The following is a 19,415-nucleotide window of genomic DNA, read 5'->3' as shown; positions in this document are numbered from 1 at the left end:
CGCGTTATCGTTGACGACCATCGCGAGCAGGCTCGCTCCTACAAGGGACCGTGGTGCCGGATTCAGATTCTGAAGCGGCTGAGAAGCCTGTCTTGCTGGCCTACATGGTCACCCATCACTGAACACTGGCGGACCTGCTTCTCGGCACTGCCGGACACCTCCAGGCTGATATCGCGGATGTTGCTCGTATTGCGATTGATTTCCTCGGTCGTGGCGCTCTGTTCTTCAGCGGCGGCGGCAATCTGCAGGTTCATGTCATTGATGCGGTAAATGGCTTCACGTATGCGTTCAAGCGTTGCATTGGCCGCATCGGCATCGCCTGCCGTCTTGCTGGCAGTGTCGCGGCTTTGCTGCATTCGCCCTTGAGCGTGTTTGACCCCCGTCTGCAGTTGCTCGATCATCAGGCGGATTTCCTGGGTGGATTGCTGGGTCCGCGAGGCCAGCGAGCGCACCTCGTCGGCAACCACGGCAAACCCCCGTCCCGATTCACCGGCGCGTGCCGCTTCGATGGCCGCGTTGAGCGCGAGAAGATTGGTCTGGTCGGCGATGCTGGTGATGACCGCCACGATCGATTCGATGCTTTGACTGAGCGTGGACAGTTCATTGATGGCATGACCGGTGTCGTCCATCTCGTCAGCCAGACGCTTGATCGCCCCCGTTGACCTGGAGACCAGGGCGACGCCGTCCGTTGCTTGCCCGGTGGCAACGATCGCCGCTTCGGCCGCGGCCTGAGCGTTGCGTGCCACATCCTCCGCTGTCGAGGCCATCTCGGTCATGGCCGTGGCGAGTTGATCCAGTTCCTGCAATTGAATCTGTACGCGGCCGGCGGCCTGATCCGCTTCACATGACGTCGCGGTGGTGCTCTCGCGAACCTGGTGCGAGCTGCTTTTCACATCGCCAATGAGCGTCTTGAGGTTGTGCAGGAACTGGTTGAATTCCCCGGCGACCAGCGCCACTTCATCGCTGCCGGTCACGGGCAACTGGCGGGTCAGGTCGCCTTCTCCGCGGTTGATGTCCGCCAGCGATTCCTTGAGTCGATCCAGAGGCCGGAGCAACCGCCGGACCAGCAGCCCCAACACCAGCAGGCTGAGCAACACGCCCAGGCCGGTACCGATGACGGCTCGCCAGGTCAGGGTATGGGCGGCGGCCATGACGATGTCCTGATCCAGCACGACGCCGATGTACCAGTCCATGCCCCTGAGATCGGTGAGGGGGATGAAGGACACCAGCCGTGTCTTTCCATCGCTGCTGACTTCCTGAAGCCGGCTGTCGAGCGCAAGGGCGCTTCCGGCGAAAAGCTGGCTGTAGGGCTTGCCGTTCAGTTCAGCGTCCGGGTGGGAAATGATGTTGCCGCTTTTACTCAGCAGGAACGCATAACCGGCTCCGCCGAAGTCGAGCGTATTGATGGCGTCGGCAACCGACGTCAGGCGGATGTCACCGCCAAACACCCCGAGCAGCTGGCCCGCATCGCTGATCCGGGCAACCGCCGATATCAGGATTTCACCGGTGGTGGAGTCCTTGTAGGGTTCGGTCAGAACAGCCTGGCTGCCTGCCTTGCCGGTCGCGTACCAAGGGCGGGTGCGACCGTCATAATCGGGTTTCGGATTCCACGATGCCGTGTTCTTGATGGGTTTTCCGTCGGATTCGAGTGCGCCGAAAACCAGCTTGAATTCATCCTTCAGAACGGGCGAGTCGATGACGCTTTGGGTCGCTTGCGCACTGTACTGACGGTCGATCGCCTGGGCGGCCAGATCCATCAGGCGAAGTTTGCCGTTCAGCCAGTTTTCAATCTGTCGCGCCACCGCATTGCTCGATTCAGCGATGCTCGCCTCGACCTGGTTACGCAAAATCGTACGTATCTGTCCTACCTGGACCAGCGACAGCAGACTGGTGGTCACGAACAGCACACAAGCAGCCACAAGGCTTACCTTGTAACGGATTTTCATCGACAGCTCCGCGCGGCGGGAAAGTGATTTTTTTGTGTTTTGAGACCGCCATCGCCGGCAAGCCAGCTCCCACAGGTTTTGTGGTGAATCCACCTTTTGGAACCTGACACAGAACCCTGTGGGAGCGGGCTTGCCCGCGATGACTGACTGCAGGGCGACACAGAAACACCTGTTTCGCCCCCGGCTTTTAGAAGAAGCCCAGCGGATTGATGTCGTAGCTCACCAGCAGGTTTTTGGTCTGCTGATAGTGGTCGAGCATCATCTTGTGGGTTTCACGGCCGACGCCGGACTTCTTGTAGCCGCCGAACGCGGCGTGCGCCGGGTACAGGTGGTAGCAGTTGGTCCACACGCGACCGGCCTTGATGGCGCGGCCCATGCGGTAGGCGCGGTTGATGTCGCGGGTCCAGAGGCCGGCACCGAGGCCGAACTCGGTGTCGTTGGCGATGGCCAGGGCTTCGGCTTCGTCCTTGAAGGTAGTGATGCTCACCACCGGGCCGAAGATTTCTTCCTGGAACACGCGCATCTTGTTGGTGCCCTTGAGCAGGGTCGGCTGGATGTAATACCCGCTCGCCAGGCTGCCCTCGAGTTTTTCCACCTTGCCGCCGGTCAGCAGCTCGGCGCCTTCGCCCTTGGCGATTTCCAGGTACGAAAGAATCTTGTCGAATTGCTGCTCGGACGCCTGGGCGCCGACCATGGTGTCGGTGTCCAGCGGGTCGCCACGTTTGATTTGCAGGACCTTCGTCATCACCACTTGCATGAATTCGTCGTAGATCGACTCCTGCACCAGCGCGCGGGACGGGCAGGTGCAGACTTCGCCCTGGTTGAAGAACGCCAGCACCAGGCCTTCGGCGGCTTTTTCGATGAAGGACGGTTCGGCCTTCATGATGTCTTCGAAGAAGATGTTCGGCGATTTGCCACCCAGCTCCACGGTGGACGGAATGATGTTTTCCGCAGCGCATTTCATGATGTGCGAGCCGACGGGGGTCGAGCCGGTGAAGGCGATCTTGGCGATGCGCTTGCTGGTGGCCAGCGCTTCGCCGGCTTCGCGACCGAAACCTTGCACGATGTTCAGCACGCCCGGTGGCAGCAGGTCGCCGATCAGTTCGACCAGCACGGTGATGCCCAGCGGGGTCTGCTCGGCGGGTTTGAGCACCACGCAGTTGCCGGCGGCCAGGGCCGGGGCGAGTTTCCAGGCGGCCATCAGGATCGGGAAGTTCCACGGGATGATCTGCCCGACCACGCCCAATGGTTCATGGAAGTGATAGGCGGCGGTGTGTTCGTTGATTTCCGCTGAGCTGCCTTCCTGGGCGCGGATGCAACCGGCGTAGTAGCGGAAGTGGTCGGCCGCCAGCGGGATGTCGGCGTTGAGGGTCTCACGCACGGCCTTGCCGTTGTCCCAGGATTCGGTGACGGCCAGCAGTTCGAGGTTCTGTTCGATGCGGTCGGCAATTTTCAACAGTGCCAGGGCGCGGTCCTGCACCGAGGTCTTGCCCCAGGCATCAGCGGCTGCGTGGGCTGCGTCCAGCGCCTTGTCGATGTCTTCGGCGCTGGAGCGGGGGAATTCGGCAATCGGTTGGCCATTCACTGGCGAGGTCGTAGTGAAGTACTGACCATTGACCGGCGCAACGAACTCGCCGCCGATGTAGTTGCCGTAACGTGACTTGAAGGAGACGACGGCACCGGGAGTGCCAGGATGGGCATAGATCATGATGAGGTTCTCTTGTTGTTATCGGTTGAACAGGCAGGCCGGTTTCGGTCGCTGGCCGCTTTTGCGGCGGCCAGCGATGGCTGAAAGCTGTCAGCAGCCCTGCGGAGTTTCGCCGCGCGCCAGACGGGCATTGATGTCGTCGATGACGGCCGGCAAATCGACGATGGTGTCGATCAGGTAATGCGGGCGCGAGTCCTTGAACATCTTGATGATGCGTGTGCGCTCTTCGGCCAGCTCCTCCAGGGACAAGTCCTTGAACTCCTCGTAGGTCAGGCCCAGTGCGTTGCCGGAGCAGGTCAGTGCGACCGTCCACATGCCCGCGCTGCGGCCTTCGAGGATGCCCGGCCAGGTGTCGTCGACCTTGACGCAAGCCGCGACGTCACTGATGCCCAGGGCAATCACGTTAGCCAGGGCTTGCGCAGGATGTGGCCGGCCGTTGGGCACTTCGTCGGTGGCAACCACATGATCGGTGACGTAACCGTTCTTGCGCGCCAGCTCCACGACCTTCTCCATGACCACGGCCGGGTAGCCCGAGCAGGAGCCGATTTTCAGGCCCTTGTCACGCACGGTCTCGATGGCCTCCAACGCGCCGGGAATCAGCGCCGAGTGCAAGGCGATCTTCTCGATCTGCAGCGGCATGAAACGCTCGTAGAGGGCGGTGACGTCATCGTCCGTCGGCAGGCGGCCAAAGGCTGTGTGATAGCGCTCGGCGATCTGCGGCTCGTTGCACAGCGTGCGGATGTGGTCCCACTTGCCCATGCCCATCGGTCCACGGGCTTCTTCCGGGGAGACCGCAACGCCGAACTCGGCAAAGGCTTCGACAAAAATCTGCGTCGGGGCGAAGGAGCCAAAGTCAACGACGGTGCCTGCCCAGTCCAGTACCACGGCTTGCAGTTGATCAGGTTGTTGGTAGTGCATGGTGATTGCTCCAGTGATGGGGAGATTGGACGTTCGGGTTCAGGAAGTGCTGCCGACGATGACCGGCTGAATCGCCAGCGAGTCGAGCGACTTGGTTTCGAGTGTTTTCGGGCGGCTGTTCCAGAAGGGCACCAGCATCAGGCTGGCCAGGAGCGCAGCACCGGTGAAGACCAGGAACACGGTGATGGTGTCGAAGTAGCCGGGCAGCAAGCCGCCGAGGATTGCGCCTATCGAGCCGCAGCCGTTGACGAAGCCCGCGGAGGAGGCCGCGCCGTCCTTGCTGCCGAAATCAATGGCAGCCGAGCCGCTGATCATCGAGTCCGGGCCGTAGAGGGTCATGCCCATCATGAACAGCAGGCCGACCACCAGGTAAAGGCTGCCGCTCTGCATGGCGGGAACGAACAGCCCCAGGGAAATGGTGAGGACAACCAGGCTCAGCACGCAGGCCGGGATACGACGCGCACCGAAGTACTTGTCCGATGCGAAACCGATGAGGATGGGACCTACCAGGCCTGCCAGTTCAAACGCCGTGGGGACGATGGCGGAGGCCACTTTGCCGATCTCGGGCATGCGCTCGTAGATGATCACCGGACCCCACAACAGAATTGCATAGCGCGCGGGCTTGAGCATGAAGTAGGCGAGACCGAGTACCAGCACGGTGCGGTTTTTCATCACGGTACGCAGACCGGCCCACAGGCTTTCACGCGGGACGACGACATTGCTGACAGGCTCGATTTCGATCTCGACGGGAGGCAGGCCGACGTCTTCCGGCCGGTTGCGTTGCAACCAGAAGAACAACAGCGCCACCACCAGCACGACCACCGCGCTGCTGATGAATGCCAGACGCCAGTCGTGGTATGCGCTGTAGGCCCACCAGCCGGCAAATGGGGTGGCGACCAGTCCGCCGAAGGCGTAGCAGGTACACCAGTAACCCATCACGCGGCCACGTTCGCCGGTACTGAAGAAGCTGCCCACGTTCTTGCACAGGCCCGACCAGCCGGTGGATTGCGCAAGACCCTGGACCAGCATGCAGGAGACGAATATCGGCAGCGTGGCATAGGTGCCCATGAGCAGCGCCGCCAGCGCCGAGATGACCAGGCCACTGAGCACCACGATCCTCGGTCCGAAGCGGTCGGCAAAATTGCCCCAGAGAAACTGGCCCACGGCGTAAGCGGTCAGGTAGAGCGCATCGAGGTTGGCCATCATGGCCTTTTCGAGCATGAAGTCCGGGTCCTCGCCAATACCCAGCTTGGCCACGGAAAACGCCTTGCGGGTGAAGTAGAACGCGGCATAGGCGAACCAGGTGATGAGGAATATCTGCAGGCGCCAACGCTGCAACGATTTCCACCCGGTCGCGAGAGGACTTGTGGTGTTCTTGTTCATGGAGTTCTGATCCCGTATGAGGTGCCAGACAGCGCAATTAATTGGTTTTTGTTTTTGTTTTCGGTGCAGAAGACCTGTCCACGCACACGCCATCGTCTGGATGGCCGTGTGGATGGCGTCAGGCTTCATGAATTAATGAATTGCTGTGATCGCTGACTCCTGCCCGGCATTGCCGAGCGATAAGTCACCGCATCCATTGTTTAAAAAAAGATCCCCGCCCAAAGGTGCTACCCATTGCACCTGTGCTCGAATCGGCCGGGACCTTTAAAGGGGTCGATCAGGCTGCCGGCTTTTGCATGTCGACGTTCATCGCCAGAAGGCTGTCGGCGATGGCGCGCAGCAATTGGTGGACGATGTGTTCGTCGATCTGGCCGATGCAGCCGATGCGGAAACTGTCGGCTACCGTCAATTTGCCCGGGTAGATGATGAATTGACGGGCTTTGAGTTCATCGTAAAAACGCTTGAACTCGAAATTCGGATGTTCCGGACTGAAGAACGTGGTGATGATCGGCGACAACCAGCGATCTTCCAGCAGGGTCTTGAAGCCCAGCCCGCGCATGCCTGAGACCAGGACATCGCGGTTGCGCGTGTAGCGTGCCAAGCGGCCGTGCACGCCGCCTTCTGCGCTGTGTTGTTCCAACGCCTTGTGAAACGCCACGACGCTATGGGTCGGTGGCGTGAAGCGCCATTGGCCGGTGCGCTCCATGTAGGTCCACTGCTCGTATATATCGAGGCTCAGCGAATTGGCGCGACCTTTGGCGGCTTCAATTACAGAGCGGCGGATGATCACGAAGCCAAAACCTGGAATGCCCTCGATGCATTTGTTCGCCGATGACACCACCACGTCAAATGCGATGTCGTCGATGGTCAGCGGCACGGCGCCGAAAGAGCTCATGGCGTCAATGATCAAACTCTTGCCATGCGCCTTCACCACATCGGCGATTTCGCGCAATGGGTTGAGGATGCCGGAGCTGGTTTCGCAATGAACGAGAAAGACATTGGTGACGTCGGGGTTGGCCTTGAGCAAGGCGTCCACTTCCTCGGGCTGCGGGGGCAGGTAATCGCCCTTGTCGAGGGTGATGAAGTCACGACCCAGGTATTCCAGGGTCTTGGTGGCACGCTGGCCATAAGCGCCGTTCATCAGCACCAGGGCCTTGCCGTCCCTGGGGATGGCGGTGGCCAACGCAGCCTCCACCGAGTAACTGCCGCTGCCTTGCAATGGCACGCAGGCGAAGCTGTCATCCTCGACGCCGGCCATGCTCAGCAGATGCTGGCGAACTTCAGCGGTCACCTGATTGAAAGATACGTCCCATGAACCCCAATCGCGCAGCATCGCTTCCTTGGTAGCCTTGGACGTGGTCAGTGGGCCTGGTGTCAGCAGGTAGGGTTCACCCAGGGCTGGTGTTGCCAGGGCATGGGTGGTGGGAAATTCAGCTTTGGTCATGATCTTCTCCGGCGATGTTGTTTTTGTGGGGGAGTGATGCATGGCGCAATAAAATCACTTCAAGAAAAATAATTGAAATCGATTAATCACATGTCATAAATAAGGTGAGCTTATAGGTTGGTCGTCTATAGCTGCACTGACGGGGGACGCCCCTGCAGCCCTTCTGTTGGTGCCCGAGCCGATGGCGTGAGCACCGTCGGTCGTCTTTCTCCTGTGCAGGTTGACCTGACGCCAGAAAGGGCTAGCTTTCAACAGGTGGGAAAATTTCCCACGCAAAAGATTCAGGATAATCGTAAAGCTTGCTCCCATGCCGCCTTCGGATTGCAACGCGGATCGCGGTCAATCATCTGGAGAATGCACGATGAATACATACCTGCTGTTCAAGAAAGGTTTACTGGCGCTGGCAATCGGTGGCGTCCTCTCGGCTTCCGTCGTTTTGGTCCCGGATTCCATTTCCCATGACTCCAGTGCCTATGCCAAGGATGGTGGTGGTGGTGGTGGTGGTGGTGGTGGTGGTGGTGGCGGCAATGGCGGTGGCGGCGGCGGCGGCAATGGCGGTGGCGGAAGCGGTGGTGGTAACGGCGGTGGCGGTGGTGGAAGCCACGGTGGCAACGGTGGTGGCGGCAATGGCGGTGGTGGCAACGGCGGTGGCGGTAGTGGAGGCCATGGCGGTAACAGCGGCGGCAATGGCGGCAATGGCAATGGCGGCAATGGCAATGGCGGCAACAGTGGAAGCGGTGGCAGCGGTCACAGCGGCAGCGATCATGGAAGCGGGAATTCAGGCCATGCCGGTTCTGCCAGTTCGAACTCCGGTCGTAGCGGGACCCATGCAGAAGCGGGTGACGACCACGGTGTACACGTCGGCGGCGAGCCGGGTGATGACCACGGTGTCCACGTCGGCGGTGAGCCAGGTGATGACCACGGCGTTCACGTCGGCGGCGAACCAGGTGACGACCACGGCGTTCACGTCGGCGGAGAACCGGGTGACGACCACGGCGTTCACGCTGGCGGCGAACCAGGTGACGACAATGGCGTCCACGCCGGCGGCGAACCCGGCGACGACAACAGCCGGACCTGAAGCGGCCTGATGCCTCATGCAAAACCGGGGAGGGGCCGGTTTTGCATGAGGCACACAAAAAATCACACCCGCATTCATGGGATTATTTCCCACATAGCTATACTGGGGTTATCTATCCGGGAATGCGCTGAATGCAATCGTCTACCTTGCCCACCTCGCTCCTCAAAGCCCTGCGCCATGTCATGCGGCCGCTGGTACGCCTGATGCTGCGCAAAGGCGTCACGTACCTGGTGTTCGCCGACCTGCTCAAGGAGGTTTTCGTCGATGTGGCGGACCGTGAGTTCCGTCTCGACGACAAGGCGCCGACCGACAGCCGCATCAGCCTGCTCACCGGCGTGCACCGCAAGGACGTACGGCGTTTGCGCAACACCAGCGACCCTGCTGCTTCCACGCTTCCGGAAAACATCACCTTCGGTGCGCAACTGGTCAACGCCTGGACCAGCGCCCCCTTCTGCAATGAAGCCGGCCAGCCACTGCCGCTGCCTCGCCTGGCCAGTGTCGGCGGCGACCGATCCTTTGATGCCCTGGTGGCGAAGGTCAGCACGGATATCCGTGCGCGGGTGGTGCTGGACGAGTGGTTGCGCCTGGGCGTCGTGCGCCTTGACGAGCAAGAGCACGTGCACCTCGAGGCCCAGGCCTTTGTGCCGCAAAAGGGCTTCGATGAAAAAGCGGCTTACCTGGGGCATAACCTGCACGATCATGCCTGCGCAGCGGTACACAACCTGAGCAGCGAGGGGCCGGCCTTTTTTGAACGCAGCGTGCACTATGACGCCCTGGCCCCGAAGAGCGTCGAGGCGCTGCGCGAGGCCGTTGCCTGCGAGGGCATGCAGGCCCTGTTGAGCTTCAATCGACAGGCCTCCGAACTGGAATTTCACGACCTGCCCAGCCTCGAACCGCGCCAGCGCATCACGGTCGGCCTGTACTTCTACACTGAAGCTGCCGACCCCAACTCGCCCACGACCCCTGAGCCATGACCGTCAATTTGCGTCTGATTCAAGCAACGGCCCTCGTTCTGGGCCTCGGGTTTGCGATTGTGCTGCAAGCCGCTCCGGCCTGTGTCAGCCAGAATGACGCGGGCACCCTCGATGTGCCGGTCATCCAGGCTCCGGGTGGCACCGGCGGTACGGGCGCAGCGCCTGGCGGCATGGGCGGAACCGGCATCGGCAGCGACAACGACAACGGCGGCATGGGCGGTACCGGCGCGCCCGTGCAAAAACGTCCCGGCGGCATTGGCGGCACCGGTGCCGTTGCGGGCGGCGTGGGTGGCACGGGCATCAGCGACGATAACGGTGGCATCGGTGGCACCGGCATTGTCGGCACCATCACCGGGTTCGCCTCGATCTGCGTGAATGGCGTGGAAGTGCACTTCAACAAGAATGTTCCGATCAGCGAGAACGGCATTGCCGCCGCCAGCACCCGCCTGGCGGTAGGGCAGGTGGTTGCCGTGGAGGCGTTCAATTCCCGGCGCGGTCTGGAGGCCGGGCGCATTTCCATCCTGCATGTCTACGAAGGTCCTTTGACCTCCCTGCCTCGAGACTCCTTGCCCATGCGTGTCATGGGGCAACCGGTACGCCTGGCCAACGGTGCTCAAGTCGCCGCCGGCCTGCGTCCGGGTGATCCGGTACGCGTCAGCGGGTTGCGCGATGCCCGTGGTGAAGTGGTGGCCAGCCGCATCGACCGAGCGCCGGGCCTCAAGGAGGCCAGTGCCATCGGCCCGGTAGATCGCAGCGGTTATCTGCAGGGACTCAAACTGGCCAATCACCCGGGGGAGGCCCAGGAAATGCTGGTACGCGGCCATTGGTCGGGTCGCGAGCTGGACGTATCGCAAAGCCGCCCCGACCCGAGCCTGCCTTTCATGGGTCGGGCGCACAATGCGGTGATCGAGGGCCTGGTACAGGGCCGGCACGACCGTCGCCTGGTGGTGGGGGGCTTTAATGTGACGATGGCGCGCGACACCGTGTTTGTCGGCATGCAGTCTTCGCAGCTGACGCTCGATCGCCGCGTGCGTATCAGTGGTGTGTTCACCGGCGCGCGGGACGTGCAGGCGACGCGCATCGAATTGCCCCGTGAGCGCTCCGATTCGCCGGCCGGCAACCGCCACGGGCCGTCCGGCAGCAGCGAGCAGAGCAGCGATGACTCGAGTGGATCGGGCAACTCGAGCAACTCGGGCGGCTCCGATAGCTCCGGCAATTCCGACAATTCCGACAATTCCGACAATTCTGGCAGCTCTGGCAGTTCAGGGGACTCAGGTAATTCAGGCAGCGACAGGAGCGGCCGCTCAGGGAACGAGGGCAGCGTTGTCGACGACAGTCGCCACGGGGGCAATGACAGTCATGGCGGTGGCGACAAGATAGAACGCGTGGACGTGGACAAGTCCGGCAAGTCAGAGCGTGTCGAGAAGGTCGACCGATCCGGCAAAGTAGAGAAAGTGGAGAGGCTGGACAAGGTCGACAAAGTTGAAAAAGTCGAACGTCCGGAGAAAGTCGAGAAGGTTGAGCGACCAGAAAAAGTCGAGAAGGTAGAGAAAGTCGAAAAGGTGGAGAGGGTCGAGAAGGTAGAGAAGGTGGAGAAAGTCGAAAAGGTCGAGAAGATTGAAAAAGTCGATCACTCCGGCAAGTCGGGTTAGACAGTGCAGTCATGATGCACTTTCGTCATAAGTAACTAGGCTGGGTAAGTCACGCAACAAAGCATGCGAGTGAACTTCGAGGACGCAAGATACGAGGTGAACATGACCCCCAAGCGTTTCCTGCTCGCCGGTTTACTTGCCAGCCTGGCCTTGCCAGCGCTGGCCGATAGCTTCACGGCCTCGATCGGATCCGACTATTCGCGGGGTGACTATGGCACCGGCACGACGTCCGAAACCTGGTACGTACCGTTGGTGGGCAGATACGAAACCGGCCCCATGACCTACAAGCTCACTGTGCCCTGGCTGCGCATCACCAACCCTTCGGTCGGTCCTGACGGCGTGCCGTTGCCCGGCGGCTGCGGCAAAGTGGAAAGCGGTCTGGGCGACACCGTCGCCGGAGCCGACTATGCCGTGGTGGACGGCAACATTGGCGGACTGTTCGTGGACCTGATCGGCAAGGTCAAGTTGCCCACGGCCGACGAAGACAAGTGCCTGGGCACCGGCAAAACCGACTATTCGGCCCAGGTCGATGTCGCCAAAGTCTTCGGCCCTGTGACCGGGTTCGCCACCCTTGGCTGGAGAAAATTCGGTGACCCGTCGGGCACCGACTTCGACGATCCGATATTCGCCGGCCTGGGCTTCGCCATGCCCGTGTTCGCGCGCACCACGGCCGGCGTCTCCTACGACTGGCGACAGAAGGTCGTGTCCACGGGTGACCAGATCAAGGAGCTCACCCTGTTCCTCACGCACAAGCTCAATCAGCACTGGAAGTTCCAGTTGTATGCCGTCCAGGGGTTTTCCGAGGCCAGCCCGGATGCCGAGGCGGGCGTGCTGTTCAGCCACACATTCTGATACCTGCCTGTTTACCTGCCCTGATGGAGGTTCACCGCCTCGATCCGGCCATCGCCTGCGCGCGTCCTGATGTTCGGTCGTTGACACACGGGCTGACAGGCCTAATCTAAATATGTGGGAATATTTCCCACGTTTGGATGCCGACTGGCGTTGAAGGATCTTTCGGAAACCGCAGTTGCTTGTTTCTGCTGCAAATTAATGGCCGTGCCGGTTGGCTGGCCGCTCCAATGGGCGGCCGGGAACTCACTGGACATTGCGTTCGATACGGACATGACTACGCAACTCCAAGCGGAGGTGCATCATGCTTCTCAAAAAATGTTTGTTGGCTCTGGCAATAGGCGCGGTGCTGTCGGCATCGACTGTGCTGGTGCCCGATTACGTCGGTAGTTTCTCCAGCGCGTATGCCAAAGATGGTGGCAGCGGCGGTGGGGGCGGTAGTGGAGGCGGTGGCGGTAATGGAGGCGGCGGCGGTGGCTCCGGAGGTGGCGGTCACGGTGGTGACGGCGGAGGCGGCCATGGTGGCAACGGCGCTGGTGGCGGTGGCGGTGGCGCCGGCGGTAACGGTGGTGGCAGTGGTGGTCACGGCGGTGGCTCCGGCAATGGAGGCTCCGGAGGCAGTGGTCACGGTGGTAATGGCGCAGGCGGTAACGCCGGCAGCGGCCATGGCGATGGTGGCGGCAATGGTGCCGCAGGGCATGGCGGGCTGGGACGCGGCGATGCCGACAACGGAGGTGTTGCCGGCAATGCAGGCCAGGGCAATGCACGTGGCAATAACAATGCGGACAACGATGCCGCAGACGCAGCCAGGGACGCCGCCAGAAATGATGCGAATGCAGCCAGGGACACTGCCAAGGCTGATGCAGATGCTGCCCGGGATGCGGCAAGAGCTGACGCAGATGCGGCCCGGGATGCAGCAAGAGCTGACGCAGATGCGGCCAGAGACGCTGCAAAAGCGGCTGGCGTAGCAGGTGCGGATGCAACCAGAGATGCTGCCCGGGCCGCTGCAGATGCCGCCAGGGACGCCGCCAAGGCAGATGCAGATGCGGCCAGAGACACAGCCAGGGCTGCGGCAGATGCGACCAGGAACGCCGCCAAAGTTGATGCGAACGCGGCCAGAGAGGCGGCCAAGGCCGAGGCGAGGGCAGCCAGACAGGATGTGGCGGATGCCCCTGACGCGCCGGACGCCCCAGACGCCCCGGATGTAGACGTGCCTGAGGTACGGAACTAGGCCTGCACGCTACGCAACGGCAGGCATACCCGTAGATAACGTCCCGGCAGTTTGAAGGGCGTATAAAAAAGTCGCAAACCCTGCAGGGTTTGCGACTTCTTTTTTGCCATCGTTTTACGCGGCCCGAAACACCGACCGGGCCGTGCTACACCGATTAGCCGTTGGTGCGATTGCTCGCCTTGGCTTTGCTTTCAGCGACAGCGACAGCGGCTTCAGCCTTCTGCTTCTGCGCAACCTGGAAGGCTTCCATCGAGACTTTGCGGTTCGACTCCATGCGATTGAACGTCTTGTCACCACCACCCGTGGCCATGGCCAGGGAAGAAGCGGTCAGGGCAGCGATTACGAAGAGAGCTTTAATGGATTTCATTTGATTATCCTCAAGTGAGAAAGTGAGATTCAGTAAAAAGTTAACAGCGAATTCTTTGGCTAAAGCCGGACCTGCGGATTCAACCTGGCTTTACCAGCCAGCCAGGGCAGCGTTTCTGTTGTCCCAGGTGCCTCGCTCCATACGGTTTTGAGCGTCTTTGTTTTTTGCCCAGGCAGTGAGCAGCACCATCATTGCAAAGCCCCCGACGATCAGAACCGGATAGGCTGCCAGCAACTCGACCAGCGAGTATTTCCAGGCCAATGGACGACCGACACCGAGCATGGCGGCATAGAACCACGACACACCGGAGAGCGCGCCGGAGAACAGTGCGAGCATGCGCAAGTTGAAGGAAAGTTTAAGTAACGAACCGGCTTTTTTCAGCGCCGGCAATACAGCGCTATGCAAGAGGTAACCGTTAATGGTCAACAGCACAACGATGCCGATTTTGGCTTGCAACTTTGGATTGAGGAAATATTCCATGCCCTTGCCGGCATAATCTATTCCGATAATAGCAATGCCGGTAATCCACAGAGCCACAAGCGCAAGCACTACGGTTTTTTGCAGGCTTTCCATGTGTGCGTCATCATGGTGACCCGACACATCCCCCTTGAGGAGTTGCTTGACCATGGCAACGTCACTGGTCAACACAAGCCCGATTGCAACGCAGCAGGCGATAAGATGGAAATATACAACACCCAGGCGAATATATTCCGCGGCAGGCGAAGACAGTATACTTAGTTCCATGGTTACCTCTTTGATCTAACAGTGGATCAACATGATTTCAGCACGGATTAGTTGGGTTTATTCCGATGCCGACTACGGTTGTGATCCAGCAATTTCTATTATTTAATCTTGCGGCTAATGCGCTGCGAAGAAAAAAGCGAGTTTCTCGAATGAACTTTCAATCATTCGACCAGTTCCATTTTCAGGTAACAAAAAACCTCATTCGCACTGGGCGTCTATATGAGGTTTAACTTCCGCTTCTGGGGGTGAGGTGAGCATCGTTGCCCGTGCCACCTGTTGCGTATTCTGAACGAAAAAAACCATCTCCGTTCATTTTTTGATCAAATTTGCTGACCAGCGGCAACGTCGTAGTTAGTTGCACATTGCTATCACTGGAGGGCGCAGCCGTTGCCCTAAAAGGCTTTCGGCGAGTCGGAAGGCTGATGAAAGCCGTGCAGATTTTTTCGCCTTTTTTTGCATATTCCAGGGTGAAAATCGGTGGTTATAAGCCATTTACCCCTAAAAAACGTCTCCAAAAATCCCGCGAAACACACAAAGCCTGTAGGAGCCGGCTTGCTGGCGATGGACTTCAATGCACCGCGTTTATCCTGGTTACCAGCGTTATCGTTAACGACCATCGCTGGCAAGCCAGCTCCTACAAGGACCGCATCCTGGTCGAAAATCCCGGGCAACCCGCAATACCTGTAGGAGCCGGCTTGCTGGCGATGGACTTCAATGCGCCGCGTTTATCCTGGTTACCAGCGTTATCGTTCACGACCATCGCTGGCAAGCCAGCTCCTATGTATGGACTCGCCCCCACTGTCTACCCGCTTTTGAAAAACCGCTGCCCCGTTGCATCTATGTATTAGGCCTATTCGTGGAAGCCGTCTTCGGCTTCTGGCCAAAATTGGAAAAGCTCGTGGTATGCCGATTACAGTCAGGCCTCGAAGGCCAGTAGGAGCTTAGGCATCAATCCACGCCGGTCTTACCTGGGGTCAATTTTTTTCAGCAGAGGGTCAGACGGTTAGTACCTCGGTGGCAGAACTCTGTCGCTCAGTGGCCCATCGTCGCTGGCAGACCATCACCCGCGTGGCGACGATAAGTCTGGTCATTCTGTAGAAGCACCCAGACGATTCGCAGGTTGCGGTTGGCTAGCCTGATCGCAGCCTCCTTGCGGCCCAACCGGCTCATCCAGTGCAACAAGCGGCGGTCATCGGGTTGCTGGGAATCAGGTCGTAGTTGTTGCAGCACCGCATGGGCGCCCTGGATCATCAGGCTGCGTAAATAAGCATCACCTCGCTTGGTCATGTCCCCCAACCGGACCGTCTCCCCGCTGCTGTGCTGGTCAGGCACCATGCCAAAGTACGCGGCAAACTTGCGGGCATTGGGAAATCGCTCAGGCTTGGTTTCCTTGGCCACCAGTGCCGTGGCTGTGACCGGGCCGATGCCGCGCACAGTCATTAGCCGCTTCGCCGTCATGTCAGCGTTGGCGGCCACTTCCAGGCGTCCCGTCAGTACGCTGATGCGCTCGCCCAAATGGCGCCACTCGGCCAACAGTTCGTCGATCAGTTCACGCAGCAGGCCCGGCACCGGCTGTGTAGCATCTTCCAGCACCCGCGGGATTTTCTGGCTGATCGCAACATCGCCCTGTGCCAAGGCTATGCCGTGCTCAAGCAGCAGGCCGCGCATCTGATTACTGAGGGCCGTGCGTCGACGCACATAGCCCTGGCGGGCGCGATGCAACGCCTGCATTGCCAGCGCCGCAACGCTTTTGACCGGTACTGCGCAGATTTTTTCATCGCGATTAGCCCGCAGAATCGCCAGCGCATCGTTGCGATCATTTTTAGGCCCGCTGCGATGTGTGGCCACCAAACCGGCTGGAAGAATCCGCACCGGATTGCCTTGGTCTTGCAGCTGCCGGGCCCAGGCCTGGGCACCCGGACCGGTCTCCATCAAAACCACGACATGCGGTGGCAACTGTCGGAGAAACTCATAAAACGCCTCGCGCGACTTGATCCGCTGCTCGTAGAGCAGCTGGCCGAGGATATTTTCACCGGCGACCTGAAAGACCTGTTTGGCCAGGTCGACCGCCAAGGTTGTGCAGGCCGACAAATCGGAAGGAGACACGGATTGATCAAACGAACTATGATTTTTCATGGACTCGCCCTCGCTGTCGATGGCTGTTTAGACTGCCACCGTGGCGCATTGACGCCTCGGCTTGGGCGAGTCCATCCAATTACAAGGACCGCGTCCTGGTCGAAAATCCCGGGCAACCCGCAATTCCTGTAGGAGCCGGCTTGCCGGCGATGGACTTCAATGCGCCGCGTTTATCCTGGTTACCCGCGTTATCGTTAACGACCATCGCTGGCTAGCCAGCTCCTACAAGGACCGCGTCCTGGTCGAAAATTCCGGGCAACCCGCAATTCCTGTAGGAGCCGGCTTGCCGGCGATGGACTTCAATGCGCCGCGTTTATCCTGGTTACCCGCGTTATCGTTAACGACCATCGCTGGCTAGCCAGCTCCTACAAGGGACCGGGGGCTCAATTGCGTCGTGCCGTGCGCCTTGCCACTCCCGCAACGCTCACGGGGGTGAGGGGACGCCCGACCACAGCTTCGGCTGGAGCAATGACACTGTGCACACCGGGGATCGACAAGGTCTCTCCCAACTCAAGCGCGCATATCAGGACCAATCCCCCCAGCAGCAGGCCAGCCGACTTCATCAAGAGGTTCATTTGGTTTTTCCTCGCACAAAATTGCTCGGCAGGCCCTCGGCGTTGGGCAGGTCCTTGAGATCGATCTTTTTCGCATCCGTCGAATTGTTAAAAACAAAATCATCAGCTGCAACGGTATCGCCGCTTTTCCAGTCTCTCAGCTGGATGCTGTACTGCGGGCTCCCGGCAATCGTTTTGGACGTGATCGAATATCGACACGGATAAGGCCGATCGCCCTGGGCAATCCAGATCTGCCAATCAACCTCTTTCTTCCTGAAGGCCAGGTGATCGCATTCCACGCCACCGATAACGCCACTGCCCAGGTCCTTGATGTTGTTCACGCCGGCCATCAGTTGATCTTGAGGATTGGACATGAACAGGTCCGCGCCGGGCAGCGGCCTGTTGTATTTATCCCTCAACACATCGAGCAGGTGGTCAAGCGTGCCCGGGATCTCGACCTGCGAGTAAATGTTTTTACCTTTTCCCAACAAGGTCAGCGTCTTGCCGTCAAACACCATCTCGATATCGGTAAACCCGCTGGAGCGCGTGTTGCGCAACTTGTCCGGTCGGTTGATAACGACCGTGCCGGATCCCGCCAATGTAAGTCGTTGCTGATCTTTGGTCACGACTTCGAGGATAGTGTCGTAGTTGAACGATATGCTTTTTTGCGCTGACATATAGTCGGACATGTTCTTGAGCTGGCTTTTCGCATAGGCCTCATCCGCCAGTGCGCCTGCCGACGCGCCAAAACCCATTACCAATACAAGTCCAGCTCCGGTGATTCGGCTTACAGGGGAGTGGATCAACTTTCGGGGAGTCTTTTCCATGGGGGTCACCGCTACTGTGTGCCGGACTGGCAACGCGGATCTATAAAGTTAGTCGTATCACCCATGGCGCGCCGTGTATCCACAGACCGCTTATCCGATATCAAACTCAGTGCGTTGGTTATTTTCCATTTATGTGTTCAATCGCCGTAACAGGCGGCCATGACAATGAGAGCAAGAAAACTCACTAACTGTACGCAAAAGAAGGTAAACCGAACCGCCACGAACCTATTAATTTGTACGTTCAGCCGCGCCTTCAAACGCCAGTCCGGCACGCCCCCCGGCACCTGGCGCAGACAATGATCAGCCGCCCCGTCCATGCGCTTGCGGTTATCCGTGACGTTTTGGGTCAGGCGGTAAAGCCGAACAGGCGTTTTGGCGTTTCCCACAGAATCTGCTGGCGGTCACTGGCATTGGGGAACATCTCGCCGAAGTTTGTCAGAACGGTGCCCAACTCCATGTGTTGATGGGCGCGCAAGAACGGCCAGTCGGTGCCCCACATACAGTTTTCGGCGGTGAATGCCTGCAACAGTGCCCGTTGGTAGGGCTGGGCATCGGCATAGGGGTAATTCTGCCGGGAGTATTGCGACAGCCCGGAGAGTTTGACGAAGGTACGCCCGTTGCCGGCCAGAGACAGGAGTGCCTGGAAGGCTGGCTGCTGCAAGCCGGCACTTGCATCGGGCCGACCGGAGTGGTCGATCAGCACACGTGGCCGTGTCCGCTGCAGCAAGGGCAACAGTGCAAGCAACTGGTCGTCCTTCACCTGAATCTGGGCGTACAGGTCCAGCTCGGCCAGGCGCCCCATCAAGGCGTCGATCTTCAAAAAGCGTTCCGGACCCAGCAGCGCCGCATTGAGTGCCACACCGATGACCCCCTGTGCCTTGTACTGCGCGAGCGTCTCGCTGGTGACGTCGTTCGGCACCACGACCACACCTTTATGGCGGCCCTTGTTGCGAGCCAGCGTGTCCAGGAGGCAACTGTTGTCGTAGCCATACGCAGAGGTCGGCTGCACGATCACTGAATGTTGAATCCCATAGGCCTGCATGACCTGCTCGTAATACGCCGCAGGGCCGACCTCAGGTCCTGCCGGCTGGTAGGTAGACTCAGCGGGATAGGGATATTGGGCAGGGTCGATCACATGATGGTGGCAATCGATCTTGGGTTGCGAAAACAGACTGAGTAATTGGGAATCCATAACCGTACCGGGCAATTGATCGGTGCCTTGATTGTCTGCGTTCTGCAGGCTGTTGCTTGAGGCCTGGCTCAGAAGCGGCAGGCCAAGCGCGGCGCTGGCTGTCAGCACTACGGAGCTGTTTTTGAGCAGCGAGCGACGGGAAAAGCGGGTGTCATCGAGACGCGTGGTCATGTTCAAACCCTTGTTTTATTAGTATGTGCAGCGACAGAGAGTCAATTACCGCTACCGCCGTCAAGGCAGTGGGTCGACCTTAAGGCAGCGCTTGCCGAGCGTCGTCTGTGAAGACATTAAGCAGGTATCGGTTTTTCTTATGGGCATTTCCCTATGACCGACATCTGCGCAAAAGGCCCGCGCCTTGAATCCACGCCGTTTGGCATCGCAGCGACGCGCTGCTCATCACCCGATAAGAAAA

At 59.7% G+C, this 19,415-nt stretch carries 16 protein-coding genes and 2 pseudogenes; 6 read left to right on the top strand and 12 right to left on the bottom strand.

The genetic code is table 11. The features are described 5' to 3' along the window. Nucleotides 1–62: 62 nt before the first annotated feature. From AB4O16_RS04040 to AB4O16_RS04015, 6 genes and pseudogenes are all read right to left on the bottom strand, one after another. Nucleotides 63–893, bottom strand: a complete 831-nt coding sequence (locus AB4O16_RS04040; protein ID WP_460158032.1) for a methyl-accepting chemotaxis protein — start codon at nucleotides 891–893, stop codon at nucleotides 63–65. A gap of 27 nt (nucleotides 894–920) precedes the next feature. Then, nucleotides 921–1,946: pseudogene (locus tag AB4O16_RS04035) on the bottom strand (HAMP domain-containing protein); the annotation flags it as partial. Between the two features lie 187 nt (nucleotides 1,947–2,133). Further along, a complete protein-coding gene (gene exaC / locus AB4O16_RS04030) occupies nucleotides 2,134–3,654 on the bottom strand; it encodes an acetaldehyde dehydrogenase ExaC (RefSeq protein WP_460157070.1) in 1,521 nt (506 codons plus the stop codon). A 90-nt stretch (nucleotides 3,655–3,744) separates the two neighbouring features. Continuing rightward, a complete protein-coding gene (gene phnX / locus AB4O16_RS04025) occupies nucleotides 3,745–4,572 on the bottom strand; it encodes a phosphonoacetaldehyde hydrolase (RefSeq protein ID WP_460157069.1) in 828 nt (275 codons plus the stop codon). 39 nt (nucleotides 4,573–4,611) lie between these two features. After that, complete coding sequence (locus tag AB4O16_RS04020) at nucleotides 4,612–5,955, bottom strand: MFS transporter (RefSeq protein WP_460157068.1); 1,344 nt, start codon at nucleotides 5,953–5,955, stop codon at nucleotides 4,612–4,614. 277 nt (nucleotides 5,956–6,232) lie between these two features. Further along, the gene (locus tag AB4O16_RS04015) at nucleotides 6,233–7,399 is read right to left on the bottom strand and encodes a 2-aminoethylphosphonate--pyruvate transaminase (RefSeq protein ID WP_160385868.1); all 1,167 of its coding nucleotides are present in this window, start codon (nucleotides 7,397–7,399) and stop codon (nucleotides 6,233–6,235) included. 361 nt (nucleotides 7,400–7,760) lie between these two features. On the opposite strand from AB4O16_RS04015, the gene AB4O16_RS04010 reads away from it, so the two are divergent. The 5 genes from AB4O16_RS04010 to AB4O16_RS03990 all read left to right on the top strand — a co-directional run bounded on the left by AB4O16_RS04010 (nucleotide 7,761) and on the right by AB4O16_RS03990 (nucleotide 12,920). Continuing rightward, nucleotides 7,761–8,477, top strand: coding sequence for a hypothetical protein (locus AB4O16_RS04010; protein WP_460157067.1), 717 nt, complete (start codon nucleotides 7,761–7,763; stop codon nucleotides 8,475–8,477). Between the two features lie 131 nt (nucleotides 8,478–8,608). Next, nucleotides 8,609–9,451, top strand: a complete 843-nt coding sequence (locus AB4O16_RS04005) for a DUF6502 family protein (RefSeq protein WP_460157066.1) — start codon at nucleotides 8,609–8,611, stop codon at nucleotides 9,449–9,451. Beyond that, a complete protein-coding gene (locus tag AB4O16_RS04000) occupies nucleotides 9,448–11,103 on the top strand; it encodes a DUF5666 domain-containing protein (protein WP_460157065.1) in 1,656 nt (551 codons plus the stop codon). Before AB4O16_RS04005 ends, AB4O16_RS04000 begins: the two co-directional genes overlap by 4 nt. Nucleotides 11,104–11,205: 102 nt before the next feature. Beyond that, nucleotides 11,206–11,955 (top strand): hypothetical protein, encoded by a 750-nt coding sequence (locus AB4O16_RS03995; protein WP_160385865.1) that lies wholly within the window; start codon nucleotides 11,206–11,208, stop codon nucleotides 11,953–11,955. 401 nt (nucleotides 11,956–12,356) lie between these two features. After that, a complete protein-coding gene (locus tag AB4O16_RS03990; protein WP_460157064.1) occupies nucleotides 12,357–12,920 on the top strand; it encodes a hypothetical protein in 564 nt (187 codons plus the stop codon). A 417-nt stretch (nucleotides 12,921–13,337) separates the two neighbouring features. On the opposite strand, the gene AB4O16_RS03985 is transcribed toward AB4O16_RS03990, so the two are convergent. Together AB4O16_RS03985 and AB4O16_RS03980 are read right to left on the bottom strand one after the other, a co-directional pair. After that, a complete protein-coding gene (locus tag AB4O16_RS03985; protein ID WP_460157063.1) occupies nucleotides 13,338–13,550 on the bottom strand; it encodes a co-regulatory protein PtrA N-terminal domain-containing protein in 213 nt (70 codons plus the stop codon). A gap of 90 nt (nucleotides 13,551–13,640) precedes the next feature. Then, entirely contained in the window at nucleotides 13,641–14,294 is a 654-nt protein-coding gene (locus AB4O16_RS03980) for a hypothetical protein (protein WP_460157062.1), read from the bottom strand. A gap of 422 nt (nucleotides 14,295–14,716) precedes the next feature. Between AB4O16_RS03980 and AB4O16_RS03975 the strand changes: the two genes are divergently transcribed. Next, nucleotides 14,717–15,142 carry a hypothetical protein gene (locus AB4O16_RS03975; RefSeq protein WP_460157061.1) on the top strand — a complete coding sequence of 142 codons (426 nt, stop codon included), beginning with the start codon at nucleotides 14,717–14,719 and terminating at the stop codon, nucleotides 15,140–15,142. Nucleotides 15,143–15,326: 184 nt separating this feature from the next. Here AB4O16_RS03975 and AB4O16_RS03970 read toward each other — a convergent pair whose 3' ends face one another. The 4 genes and pseudogenes from AB4O16_RS03970 to AB4O16_RS03955 all read right to left on the bottom strand — a co-directional run bounded on the left by AB4O16_RS03970 (nucleotide 15,327) and on the right by AB4O16_RS03955 (nucleotide 19,174). Next, the gene (locus AB4O16_RS03970; protein WP_460158031.1) at nucleotides 15,327–16,385 is read right to left on the bottom strand and encodes an IS110 family RNA-guided transposase; all 1,059 of its coding nucleotides are present in this window, start codon (nucleotides 16,383–16,385) and stop codon (nucleotides 15,327–15,329) included. 616 nt (nucleotides 16,386–17,001) lie between these two features. Then, nucleotides 17,002–17,811, bottom strand: coding sequence for a DUF2092 domain-containing protein (locus AB4O16_RS03965; protein ID WP_460157060.1), 810 nt, complete (start codon nucleotides 17,809–17,811; stop codon nucleotides 17,002–17,004). Between the two features lie 137 nt (nucleotides 17,812–17,948). Further along, nucleotides 17,949–18,053 (bottom strand): annotated as a pseudogene (locus tag AB4O16_RS03960) (MAPEG family protein); the annotation flags it as partial. 104 nt (nucleotides 18,054–18,157) lie between these two features. After that, nucleotides 18,158–19,174, bottom strand: a complete 1,017-nt coding sequence (locus AB4O16_RS03955; RefSeq protein WP_460157059.1) for an amidohydrolase family protein — start codon at nucleotides 19,172–19,174, stop codon at nucleotides 18,158–18,160. Nucleotides 19,175–19,415: the final 241 nt, after the last annotated feature.

It is taken from the genome of Pseudomonas sp. S2_H10, from assembly GCF_054668285.1.
Note: the sequence above shows the minus strand (reverse complement) of the source record. Positions and strands in the feature narration are given on the sequence as shown.

Coding starts and splice junctions, on each gene's coding strand:
- AB4O16_RS03965 (WP_460157060.1), bottom strand. CDS start 17,811: ATGGAAAAGACTCCCCGAAAGTTGATCCACTCCCCTGTAAGCCGAATC.
- AB4O16_RS04005 (WP_460157066.1), top strand. CDS start 8,609: ATGCAATCGTCTACCTTGCCCACCTCGCTCCTCAAAGCCCTGCGCCAT.
- phnX (WP_460157069.1), bottom strand. CDS start 4,572: ATGCACTACCAACAACCTGATCAACTGCAAGCCGTGGTACTGGACTGG.
- AB4O16_RS03955 (WP_460157059.1), bottom strand. CDS start 19,174: ATGACCACGCGTCTCGATGACACCCGCTTTTCCCGTCGCTCGCTGCTC.
- AB4O16_RS04020 (WP_460157068.1), bottom strand. CDS start 5,955: ATGAACAAGAACACCACAAGTCCTCTCGCGACCGGGTGGAAATCGTTG.
- AB4O16_RS03990 (WP_460157064.1), top strand. CDS start 12,357: ATGCCAAAGATGGTGGCAGCGGCGGTGGGGGCGGTAGTGGAGGCGGTG.
- AB4O16_RS04000 (WP_460157065.1), top strand. CDS start 9,448: ATGACCGTCAATTTGCGTCTGATTCAAGCAACGGCCCTCGTTCTGGGC.
- AB4O16_RS03980 (WP_460157062.1), bottom strand. CDS start 14,294: ATGGAACTAAGTATACTGTCTTCGCCTGCCGCGGAATATATTCGCCTG.
- AB4O16_RS03995 (WP_160385865.1), top strand. CDS start 11,206: ATGACCCCCAAGCGTTTCCTGCTCGCCGGTTTACTTGCCAGCCTGGCC.
- AB4O16_RS03975 (WP_460157061.1), top strand. CDS start 14,717: ATGAAAGCCGTGCAGATTTTTTCGCCTTTTTTTGCATATTCCAGGGTG.
- AB4O16_RS04015 (WP_160385868.1), bottom strand. CDS start 7,399: ATGACCAAAGCTGAATTTCCCACCACCCATGCCCTGGCAACACCAGCC.
- exaC (WP_460157070.1), bottom strand. CDS start 3,654: ATGATCTATGCCCATCCTGGCACTCCCGGTGCCGTCGTCTCCTTCAAG.
- AB4O16_RS03985 (WP_460157063.1), bottom strand. CDS start 13,550: ATGAAATCCATTAAAGCTCTCTTCGTAATCGCTGCCCTGACCGCTTCT.
- AB4O16_RS04010 (WP_460157067.1), top strand. CDS start 7,761: ATGAATACATACCTGCTGTTCAAGAAAGGTTTACTGGCGCTGGCAATC.